At 59.6% G+C, this 10,644-nt stretch carries 12 protein-coding genes; 3 read left to right on the top strand and 9 right to left on the bottom strand.

All coding sequences use genetic code 11. The features are described 5' to 3' along the window. Positions 1 to 98: 98 nt before the first annotated feature. The 9 genes from E3W21_RS09675 to E3W21_RS09635 all read right to left on the bottom strand — a co-directional run bounded on the left by E3W21_RS09675 (position 99) and on the right by E3W21_RS09635 (position 8,422). Positions 99 to 737, bottom strand: coding sequence for an NADH:ubiquinone oxidoreductase subunit N (locus E3W21_RS09675; protein ID WP_129439519.1), 639 nt, complete (start codon positions 735 to 737; stop codon positions 99 to 101). Positions 738 to 819: 82 nt separating this feature from the next. Then, the gene (locus E3W21_RS09670) at positions 820 to 2,268 is read right to left on the bottom strand and encodes an efflux transporter outer membrane subunit (protein ID WP_134419223.1); all 1,449 of its coding nucleotides are present in this window, start codon (positions 2,266 to 2,268) and stop codon (positions 820 to 822) included. Beyond that, complete coding sequence (locus E3W21_RS09665; protein WP_134419222.1) at positions 2,265 to 3,152, bottom strand: HlyD family secretion protein; 888 nt, start codon at positions 3,150 to 3,152, stop codon at positions 2,265 to 2,267. Before E3W21_RS09665 ends, E3W21_RS09670 begins: the two co-directional genes overlap by 4 nt. Further along, positions 3,149 to 3,358 carry a DUF1656 domain-containing protein gene (locus E3W21_RS09660; protein ID WP_033058629.1) on the bottom strand — a complete coding sequence of 70 codons (210 nt, stop codon included), beginning with the start codon at positions 3,356 to 3,358 and terminating at the stop codon, positions 3,149 to 3,151. The genes E3W21_RS09665 and E3W21_RS09660 overlap by 4 nt, the downstream gene beginning before the upstream one ends. After that, entirely contained in the window at positions 3,355 to 5,427 is a 2,073-nt protein-coding gene (locus E3W21_RS09655; protein WP_134419221.1) for an FUSC family protein, read from the bottom strand. Before E3W21_RS09655 ends, E3W21_RS09660 begins: the two co-directional genes overlap by 4 nt. Further along, complete coding sequence (locus E3W21_RS09650; RefSeq protein ID WP_134419220.1) at positions 5,424 to 5,852, bottom strand: MarR family winged helix-turn-helix transcriptional regulator; 429 nt, start codon at positions 5,850 to 5,852, stop codon at positions 5,424 to 5,426. Before E3W21_RS09650 ends, E3W21_RS09655 begins: the two co-directional genes overlap by 4 nt. Positions 5,853 to 5,983: 131 nt before the next feature. Continuing rightward, positions 5,984 to 7,459, bottom strand: a complete 1,476-nt coding sequence (locus E3W21_RS09645; protein ID WP_129439530.1) for a Fic family protein — start codon at positions 7,457 to 7,459, stop codon at positions 5,984 to 5,986. 101 nt (positions 7,460 to 7,560) lie between these two features. After that, the gene (locus E3W21_RS09640) at positions 7,561 to 7,806 is read right to left on the bottom strand and encodes a DUF2789 domain-containing protein (protein ID WP_095127695.1); all 246 of its coding nucleotides are present in this window, start codon (positions 7,804 to 7,806) and stop codon (positions 7,561 to 7,563) included. 154 nt (positions 7,807 to 7,960) lie between these two features. Beyond that, entirely contained in the window at positions 7,961 to 8,422 is a 462-nt protein-coding gene (locus E3W21_RS09635) for an aminoacyl-tRNA deacylase (protein WP_123369093.1), read from the bottom strand. Positions 8,423 to 8,621: 199 nt separating this feature from the next. On the opposite strand from E3W21_RS09635, the gene E3W21_RS09630 reads away from it, so the two are divergent. From E3W21_RS09630 to E3W21_RS09620, 3 genes are all read left to right on the top strand, one after another. Next, positions 8,622 to 9,152, top strand: coding sequence for an NfeD family protein (locus E3W21_RS09630; RefSeq protein WP_134419219.1), 531 nt, complete (start codon positions 8,622 to 8,624; stop codon positions 9,150 to 9,152). Positions 9,153 to 9,154: 2 nt separating this feature from the next. After that, positions 9,155 to 9,913, top strand: coding sequence for a slipin family protein (locus E3W21_RS09625; protein ID WP_129439535.1), 759 nt, complete (start codon positions 9,155 to 9,157; stop codon positions 9,911 to 9,913). Between the two features lie 409 nt (positions 9,914 to 10,322). Then, a partial coding sequence (locus E3W21_RS09620; RefSeq protein ID WP_134419957.1) for a DUF6124 family protein occupies positions 10,323 to 10,644 on the top strand: 322 nt, incomplete at its 3' end.

The following is a 10,644-nucleotide window of genomic DNA, read 5'->3' as shown; positions in this document are numbered from 1 at the left end:
CGCTCCCACATGGGTTATGTGTCGATCACAGTAACCCTGTGGGAGCGAGCTTGCTCCGGGCGGCGATCCGACGATGGCGTCAGTCCTGCAAACACAGATCAGGAATACTGAACCTCGATCTCATCAAGCTGATGATCAAAGCTCTTGAGCCGTGCGGTCCATGTATAGACCAGCACTTCGAAGTCGCGATTAATCACCGCCGTGCCGCTTGGGGATTCCGAGCGCGGGTCGCAGAAGTCCAGTTGATAACGTTCCCGGGCCATGGCGGTGACGACATCGGAGAGTTCACGGGCGTTGCTGAGCCAGTGCCAGCCTTCCGCGGACACTTGCTTGTCCAGCGCCTGGCATTGTTTTTTCAGGGTTTCGAGGCTTTTTTCCAGCGGTGTGCCGGTGAGTTCGCCCATGACTTCCTGGAACGTACGCCCCGGTTGCCAGTAACTGCCCCAGAAATACCGGTCGAACACCGTTTCGACACGGCGCAGCGCGACCTTGGTGTCCCAGATCAGCACCAGGGTCTTGCCTTGTTCGAGCTGTCTTTTTTTGATGCGCTGACCCTGGACCGAAGCCCAGGCCACCACCACGATTGCCATCACGGCAATCAGTGCCGTGGCGCTGTCGAGGAACACCAGTGCCTTGTCGATCTGGTGGGCCAGCATGATGCCGTAGAAATAAGTGGCCGATAGCAACACCAATGCCGCAATAGCGCACCAGAAGCCGGGAGCATAAGGGTTTTTCATTATTGGAATCCCCATGACCAACGCGAGCCTTGATTGATGAGTTCGACGCGCGACCTCATCAAATCAAAGCATAGCAACGGCCTCAGGGTTTGCCGGAGTTCGTGCCTTGCGTTCGTCCGCTTTCCCAACCGCCACCCAATGCCAGGAACAAATCGATCTGGCTCATGGCAACCTGCGTGCTGGCGGAAGCCAGTTGCGCCCGCACGTCGGTGTAGGTGCGGGTCGCTTGCAAGTCCGCCAGGAACGATGCGCGGCCAGCCTGGAAGAAGCGGTGGGTCTGATCTGCCGCCAGTTGCGCCGATTGCTCGGCGTCGGCCAGTGCGTCGCGACGTTGCAGCAACGCGGAGTACTGCGCCAGGCCGGTTTGGGTTTCGCGAATGGCGTTGAGCACCACGCCATCGAAATGCGCCAGCGCGCCTTGGGTCGTTGCTTCGGCCTCGCGGATTCGTGCCCGGGAGCCGTTGGACGGCACGGTCCAGGTCAGCAACGGCCCGAAACCCCAGCGATTGGTCGCCGGTTTGCCGAGATTTTCCAGGATGCCGACGGTACCGACGGTCGCGCCGATGCTGATGTCCGGGTACAACTCGCCCGTGGCGATGCCGATGCCGGCGGTCGCGGCAGCCAGTCGTCGCTCGGCCTGCCGCACATCGGGACGGCGCTTGAGCAACGTCGCGCCATCACCGACCGGCAACAATTGCGCAATTTTCGGCAGTTCCGCACAGTCGCTGGTGCCTGACGGCAATTGCTCGACAGGTTTGGCCAACAGCATCGACAAGCGGAACAACCCGGCCTGACGGACCGCCTCATAACGCGGCATGTCAGCGCGCAGGGATTTGAATTGGGTTTGCGAGCGGGTGACCTGGGTTTCATCACCGCGCCCGGCGTCGCGCAAGCGCTGGATCAGCGTGGTGCTCTGGGCTTGCAGGTCGAGGGAATGCTGGGCGATTTCCTGCTCTTCATTGGCCGCGCAGACTTGGGTGTAGGCCCGAACCACATCAGCCACCAAGGTAATCCGCGCTGTATCGGCCGCGGCTTGAGTCGCATCGGCATTGGCCTTGGCCGCTTCGATGCCGCGCTGCAACGTGCCAAACAGGTCGAACTGATACGAGGTGGTGATGCCAATGTCGCCGACGTTGGCCACCGGCACTTTCTCCGGTAGCAAGAACGCTTCGCCAGACTCCTGCAAACGCTGGGCGCCCATCTTCACGCCGCCGCTCCAGCCACCTGCCGCTTGAGCTTCATCGACCTGCGCGCGCGCGCGGGAAAGGTTCGCCGCCGCCACGCGCAAATCGGTATTGGAGGCCATAGCCTGCTCGACCAATTGATCGAGGCGCGGATCTTGATACAAGCGCCACCAATCGCTGGGCACCGGTGCCGAGACGACATTTTTGCCGTTCACCGCCAAGTCGCCCTGCAAGTCTTCACGGTGTACGGCGGCCTCGTCCGGCAAGTGATAATCCGGCCCGACCACTTGGCAGGCCGACAGCAACAGGCCTAACCCGGCGATAGCCAAACCCGAGGCCCTGCTCATTTCGCGGGCTCCTGCTGGTGGTCATCCATAATAGAAACCGTCGCCGTGCGACCGGCGATCATGCGGAAATCCGCCGGCACGTCGTCGAAGGCGATCCGCACCGGAATCCGCTGCGCCAGCCGCACCCAACTGAACGCCGGGTTGACGTTGGGCAGCAAGTTGCTACCGCTGCTGCGGTCGCGGTCTTCGATGCCGGCGACGATGCTTTCCACGTGTCCGCGCAGGCGAGCCCGGTCGCCGATCACCCGAATATCGACGCTCTGGCCGACATGAATGCCGTCCAGTTTGGTTTCTTCAAAATAACCGTCGATGTGGAATGAATTGCTGTCCACCACGGACAACACTGGCCGCCCGGCCGTGACGAATTCCTGGTTGCGCGGTGCACGGTCGTTGACGTAGCCGTCCACCGGGCTGCGGATGGTCGAGCGGTCGAGGTTGAGCTGGGCGCTGTCCACCGCCACCTGAGCTTCCATCAACGCCACTTCGGCGCGGGCCACCCGGGACTGGCTCTCTTCCAGTTGCTCACCCGGCACCAAATTGCCGAGGCCGCGGTTACGCTTGGCTTCGCGTTGCGCCTGCGCCAGGGTTTCCTGACGGTCGGCGACCGCCGCCTTGGCCTGACGCAGGGCCAGTTTGAAACGGTCCTGATCAATGCTGAACAGCACTTGGCCACGCTTCACTAATTGGTTGTCACGCACGTCGACTCGCTGGATCAGCCCGGACACGTCCGGCGCGATCTGCACGATGTCGGCGCGGATGTGGCCGTCCCGGGTCCAGGGCGCGAACATGTAATACATCACCATGCGCCAGACCACGACAACGGCGAAGGCCACGATCAGCAGGGTCAGCACTACGCGACCGATGGTCAAAAAAGGTTTTTTCATGTCATCAGGTATCGACTGAGTGAGTCCACGGCGCCGAGCAGCACAGCGTAGAGAGCCACGTTAAACAATGCCCGGTGCCAGACCAGACGGTAAAAGTGCAGACGCGTCAGCAACCCGTGCACCAGCAGGAACAACACGTACGTAATGCCCATCAGCACCAGCAGCGTGGGCAGAAACACCCCGCTGATATCCAGATCACCGATCATAAAGGCGCTCCATCGATGCCATGGGGCAGCGGTTCTTCGAGCTCGCCGGCGCCGACGAATTCCACCCCTGGCAGCAGCGACAGGCGCAGGCCGCTCAAGGCGTGCAGCAAATGCAGACGCGCACCTTCATCGCACTCCGTGTTGAGTGCACGGCGGGTGCGATCCAGGGTCATCAGCAACGGACTCGGCGCCGGCAACCGTTCGCCAGCCTTGAGGCAGGCTTTGAAATACTCACCGACCTCGGCCACCACCTGGCGCAGCAGCGCTTGCGGTACGCCGAGGACTCGCGGTGTATAGGCGAGCAAATCCAGCAGGTTCAGCGCCACGCGAACTTCCCGCAGGGCGATGCCCGTGTCCTGGCCGGTCATGGCCAGGCGCGGCAAATGCTGCATCAGGCGATCGAGCATCTGCACACCCAAGTGCCGGTGCTCAGACAACGTGGCCGGCTCGGTCAGGCTGACAATGTCACGCCAGCTGAAACGGGTCAGGCGCTTGGCAGCCAGTTCGGCGCCGAACGGCCGGGCGATCAGGGTCCAGACGAAGGCGAACAGCAAGCCCACGGGGCCGGCCAGGTTGGAGTTGGCGAAGCTGAGGAAATCCGCGTCGTAGGCGCCCTGAATACTGATAAAGGACGAGGTGTTGACGAGGGTCAGCAACATGCCCAGGTAGAACTGCGGCTTCACCGTCAGGGTGCCGATGCAAATGAACGGCACGGCAAACGCCAGCACCAGCATCGGGAAGTCATGCAGGTTGGGCAGGACCAGAAACAGATAAAGACTGGCGAACAACACCGACATCGCCGTCCAGAAAAAGAATCGGAAGATCTGCGGTGCCGGGTCGTCCATCGACGCGAAAAAGCTGCACGCCACCGCCGCCAGAATCACCGCGGCGCCGCCGTCGGTCCAGCCGAGCAGAATCCACAGCACCGAAGCGACGATGATGGCGGTGACGGTGGACGCCGCCGAATAGAGCATCAGCCCACGGTCGAGAAATGGCGACAGCCGACCAAGCCGCCAGTGCCGATAAACCGCGCGCCAACTGTCCTGGCTTTCGCACTGGATGGCGTACTGCAGGCTGCGACAGTCTTGCCACACATCGATCCACTCGCCGAGGCGATACAGGGCGTTTGAGAACAGCAGCTGCTTGCGATCATCCAACGCTTCGGCGGACGGTTGCAGGGCTTCGAGTTGGTCTTTCAGCGTCTGCCAGCGGGCGAGGTCGGCATCGTTGTGGCCGAGCCATTCAGTGGTCTCTGCCAGCAGCGGCGCGAACTTATCCACAAGCTCGGGCGTGCGCCGCTCAAGGGCATAAAGCGCGTCGTCGAGGGCGTCGATCACTGGCAGCAGGTGAATCATGCGACCGCGCAGTTCCTTGGTGTTGCGCACCGTTTGCGGCCGCGCGCCTTCGTGGGGCAACTGGCCGATCATCAATTCCAGACTGTTGAACGTCGCCACCATCGCCGAGCGCAGGGCGCTAACTTCGTCCGGTTGCACGTTGCGGCTGAGGAAACGCAGGCTGTAAGTCGAGGCATCGGCGAACCATTTGTTCACCGAATCGTTGAACACCGGCGCCAGCCGCCGAGGCCAAAACATGGCGCCGACCACCGCCGCCACCGCGATACCGAGGAAGATTTCTTCCGTCCGCGCTTCGGCCACGTCCCACACCCCCAACGGGTTATTCACCACCGGCAGAGCGATCAGCGGCAAGGTGTACCCGGCGAGCATCAGCGCGTAATTATTGGCGGTGCGCAGGTGCAGGGAGAGGAACAGCAGAGTCCCGGTCCACAGCGCGATGACCACCACCAGCACATAAGGGCTCTGGACAAACATCGGCACGAAAAAAACCGCGGCGGCGGCACCGAGAAGGGTGCCGACGGCGCGGTACAACGCCTTGGAACTGGTAGGGCCGACAAACGGACTGGAAACGATGTAGACCGTGGCCATCGCCCAATAAGGCCGGGGCATTTGCATCAGCATGGCGATGTACAACGCGATCATCGACGCCGCGAACGTTCGCACACCGTAGAACCAGTCCCGCGCCGGGGGCATGCCGGTAAAAAATCCGTTCAAGGGTTGAGCACCGGCAGATGATTGGCTGATTCAAAAGCCCTCAGTACCCGCAACGCCGCTTCCAGATCACTCTGATCGATCCCTTCGAGCACTTCATGGCGCAAACGCACCAGCTCGATTTCGACGGCTTGCACCAACTCACGACCCGTCTCGGTCAGGCTCAGGCATTTGGCGCGCCGGTCATGGGCGTCTTCGGTACGACAGACGTAGTCGGCATGACACAACTGATCCAGCAGGCGCACCAGGGACGGGCTCTCCATCCCGGCCGCCTGCGCCACCGTCACCTGCCGCACACCCTCACCCAAACGCCCGATCATCAACAACGGAACGGCGCAGGCTTCGGAGATTCCATAGTTGACCAGCGTGGTCTGGCAGATCCTGCGCCAATGCCTGGCGGCCACCACCATGGAGCTGCTGATGTTCATCTGGAGAGCGTCGAGGTTCTTCGGCACGAGGGGAAACACACACTGTTAGTTTGCTAACTATCAATATGGCATTTGAGGGGAAAGCCGGTCAAGTTTTGAGACAATTCTATTATCAGACGAATGCTTGCCCCTTAGACATCACTCAACAATCTTCCCGCTTCTCCCTCAATAAAATCTAAAACCTCCTCCGGCACGCTGTACTGAAACTGCTTGCGCCGGTGCTTCGAGACCTTGCCGTCGTTGTCCAGACACATCATCACCAGCTTCGACAAATCGCTGCCGCGAACATCGAAACGCTCATTCACCGCTTTGATCACACGGTCGTAACGGTCCAGAAACTCAGTTTCCTCACGCAATTCGATTTCCAGCGCGCGTCGCGCCATCTGCAATGTGAATTCGACGCAACGGGTGGCGTCCCAGAAGCGATAAATGGACGGGTGGCCGATGAACTCGAAAACCATCTGGTCAGCGTCCAGCCAAGTGACATTCCAAAAATCACGAGCAGGTTTTGAGAAGTCCTTCAGCGCTTCCAGGTAGTTCGCCTCTTCGTGTTTCATGGCCACGGAGACGGGCAGCAGCAAACCATTTTCCAAGGCACCGGAATGGCAAAGGGTCTGATGAATCAAGAAACGTGAAAGTCGACCATTGCCATCCATGAACGGATGAACGAAGACGAATCCGAAAGCAGTCACAGCAGCAGCCACCAGTGGGTCGACTTGCCTTGAAGACTGATTGGCGAAGTTCATCAACTCTTCCATCAGTTCACGACACAGGTCCGGTGCGGGCGGGACATAGCTGACACCAGCGGCGCCACGCAAACCGTTATGCAGATGATTCTGTTCGTGGCGAAACAGGACAGCTTTGTCGAAAGGATTGGAAACCGTGCTGTTCTGCAGTTCGACCAGATAGTCTTCACTCAACTCGCGCCCTTCATGGGCCTGGCGCAGCAATTGAACAAAGCGGCGAGACTTTTCTTCGCTGGGTTCTTCTTTTTCGATGGCGAAGGAATCGCGGGTTTCGTGCAGGTAAGCCCAGTTGATCGCGCGGTCCATCATTTCGGGCGGTAATGTCGCCATAAAGGCTTTAGCTCGGCCGAGAATGTCGAGACTGAGCAAGGCTTCGAGTTCAGGAGTTCGTTTTACGGTGGCGCAGTAGCGCATAGAACCCAAGCCGTTAAAATCGACGCGCCAACGGCTATTGCGCAGGGCTGGCCCAGTTACATAGCGCTTGGGATCAAATAGTGGAACAACACTGCCCCGAACCGGCATCGAATACTCAAGTTGTTGCCCGGTGAAGCTCTCCCACAAGAAGCAGGCTTTGCGGATGAACACGCCATTCGGGGATTTGGCCAACTCATCCAGCAGTTGCTCAGCAGAAACAGCTTCAAGCGCCTGGGCAAGGATGCAGAGGTTGACGCCTTCGTGCTTGAGGGCAAAGAGAATATGCTCAAGCATCGAGCCCTGAGCAGGTGCGACTGACTGGGGAACGGCCAAGCAATCACCGATCAATGTGATTCGAGTGACTGGCTTGATCATCGCCGCGCGTTTGGGTGCGAAAGCCTTAAGGCTCAGCGCATCACGGAGATAGGCGTATCCAACAACAGGCATGGCGAGCGTCCACAGAAAAAATTTACTTGGGCGATTAAAGCCCAGATTTTTTTACCGCTCACCAGTTTTTTTTACATTTCGCCATTTTCTTTCAGATTTTTTTACACCCCCCGCCCCTTCCGCAACAGCACATCCAACTGATCCACCACCTCCGCCCAATCGGCGTCATCCAGAATGTCGTCGCGCAAAAACTGCGCTTGGCTCTCGCTCCAGAAGAACGCATCCGCCAGGTGCAATTCGGGTTTAAGCGGTGAATGGGTGGCGATGAATTTATCGATGCTTTCGGCGTCATCGGGCAGGCCGAGTTGTTTGAACAGGTTGGGGAGGCTGTGGGTTGGGGATTCCATGTCGGGCTCCTTCGTCATCGCGTATGGGATCGGTGACCGCGGCGCGGCCATTCGCGAGCAAGCCCGCTCCCACAGTTGACCGCGTTTCCATGTGGGAGCGGCGGTGCGGCGATCCGACTTGCTCGCGAAGGCGTCATCACTGACGCCGCAAAAACTACTGACTCAACTCGCACACTTCAGCATGCGGCACCATTTTCAGGTATTCCGGCACGCTCATGTGCACCAGGTTGTTGTGGTTACCAGCCTCCAGGTAGATGTCTTTTTGCCGGGTCAGCAGTGGGTCGATGACCATGTCCATGCCATAGGATTCGCCCAACGCAGGCACCGCGCCGCGTTCGCAATCCTGGAACAGATGCGCCAGGGTGCTTTCCCGGGTGATCTGCCATTCGCCGCTGCCGCGTACTTTGCTCAGGTCCAGGTGACGGCTCGCCGGCAGCACAGCCATCAGGAAATGACCGTGGTGGTCGTCGAGGATCACCGATTTGGCCACCCGTTCGGCAGGAATGCCCGCGACCCGCGCTGTTTCAAGGCTGCTGGCCGAGTGCGGATGGGTGACGACGTCAAATTCGCAGTGAGCCTTATTGAGGCTGTCCTGCACAGTTCTTGCCATACGCATGATGCACCTCGGAGTCCGCAATAACGTTTCGCGGACGATGGTTAAACCTTTTCTCTCCACTAAAAAGTCTAGGCCCGCTGGCGCCATCGCGCGGGAAATCTGCCCGCCGGAACAACGCCGAAAATTGATCAAAATTCGTACAATCCAGAGCTCAGCTAGACTGTATAAAGAACCATCTATGACTCTCCCGGAGGGTCACGTGAACACTCGTTGTTGTGCAGTTGCGCTGCTGTTGGCCTTGAGCGGATCGGTATTCGCGGCGGACACCGTCGTCCTGCTGGTGCCAAACCCCATCGGGATCTGGCTGATCACGTTCGGCATCGCGTTTCTGATCGCCGAGGCGGCCTTGCCCAATTACGGCGTGATCGGTCTGGGCGGCATTGTGATGTTCGTGATCGGTGCGGTGATTCTGACCAACACCGAGGTGCCGGTTCCGCTGATGATCGGCCTGGGACTGATCAGCGCGCTGCTGCTGATCTTCCTGCTGTTCCACGCCCTGAAAACCCGACCGCGCGAAAACGTCAGTGGCGATGCAGGACTGGTGGGTAGCGTGGCCCCGGTGATGTCGCTGGCCGGCAATGCCTACAACGGTTGGGTGCACCTTCAAGGAGAAAAGTGGCAAGTGCTCAGCGCCACGCCGCTGCAACCCGGGCAAAGGGTCCGGGTGGTGGCACGCAAGGGATTATTGCTGGAAGTGGCCGCGGCTGACGCGGCGCCGGGTGGAGAATAACCATGGGCCTGCAACTGGGTTTTGCCGCGCTGCTGTTACTGGTGATTGCACTGGCGGGGTCGACCTTCCGCATCCTGCGCGAATACGAGCGCGGAGTGGTCTTCCAGCTCGGGCGCTTCTGGCAGGTCAAAGGCCCCGGCCTGATCCTGCTGATTCCAGTGGTGCAGCAAATGGTTCGCGTCGACTTGCGTACCGTGGTCCTCGACGTGCCGCCACAAGACGTGATCACCCGCGACAACGTTTCGGTCAAGGTCAACGCGGTGCTGTATTTCCGCGTCCTCGATCCGCAGAAAGCGATTATTCAGGTTGAAGACTTTCTCATGGCCACCAGCCAACTGGCTCAAACCACGTTGCGCGCGGTGCTCGGTAAACATGAGCTCGATGAACTGCTGGCCGAGCGTGAGCGGTTGAACATCGACATCCAGCAAGTGCTCGACGCCCAGACCGACGCCTGGGGCATCAAGGTCGCCAACGTCGAGATCAAGCACGTGGACCTCAACGAATCGATGATCCGCGCCATCGCCAAACAGGCCGAAGCCGAACGGGAACGCCGGGCCAAGGTGATCCACGCAGAAGGCGAATTGCAGGCTTCGGAAAAACTCATGCAGGCCGCCGAAATGCTCGGGCGCCAGCCTGGGGCCATGCAGCTGCGCTATATGCAGACGCTGAGTTCGATTGCCGGGGACAAGAGCTCGACCATTGTCTTTCCGCTGCCGATCGAGTTGCTCAAGGGGATGGCGGATTTGTCGTCAAAACCTTGATGGCCCCAAAAGATCGCAGCCTTCGGCAGCTCCACAGGTGTACGCCGCGCCCATGTAGGAGCTGCCGAAGGCTGCGATCTTTTGACCTTCCCCATAGACACCAACGTCTGGTAACCGCGTCGGAGATTTCCTTCAAGTTGTGTGGTGTTGGTGAACTTGTTCCGGCCCAAACCCAGGTCTAGTCTGGCTTTGTCACTGAATAAACGGTGACACGGACGTGCAAGTCCGACGAAACTGTTTAGGGCGCAATTGCCATGGCTCATTGCTTTATGGCGGCTGCGCGCAGGAGATCCTCGGATCTGCTGGGTGTCCTAAACAGTCCCGGTCTTGCACACCTGCGCACGGCCGCCACCTAATTCGCGTGCAAACGAACGGTGGCGGTTCCAACTTACTGTTTAGGGAATTTTATATGTTCAAGCTATCTCCAAATCCGCCAGACAACTCTGGCACCCCGTCCGAAGAATCCTTCGAAGACGAAAAACTCAAAGAAGCCGCCGACCGCGCCTTCGCCCACTACTTCCCCCCGACCACCGAAAAACCGCCCAGGCACCGCAAAGGTAACCTCTTCACCGTCGCCCCCGAGGTCAACACCGAAACCCTTCTGGCCAACGCCTCCGAAGACCTGCTGTCCATCAGCGCCATCGCTGCCAATCTGGCAGACGATGTGGACGGGACGCGGCGCTCGGTAGCCTTGGCGCTCAGCCGCATGGCCGATGGCGTGCAGTTGCTCG

The sequence above is a fragment of the Pseudomonas sp. F01002 genome, assembly GCF_004402115.1.
In the GTDB taxonomy this organism is placed as follows: domain Bacteria; phylum Pseudomonadota; class Gammaproteobacteria; order Pseudomonadales; family Pseudomonadaceae; genus Aquipseudomonas; species Aquipseudomonas frigoris.
This window is presented reverse-complemented; position numbering and strand designations above follow the sequence as displayed.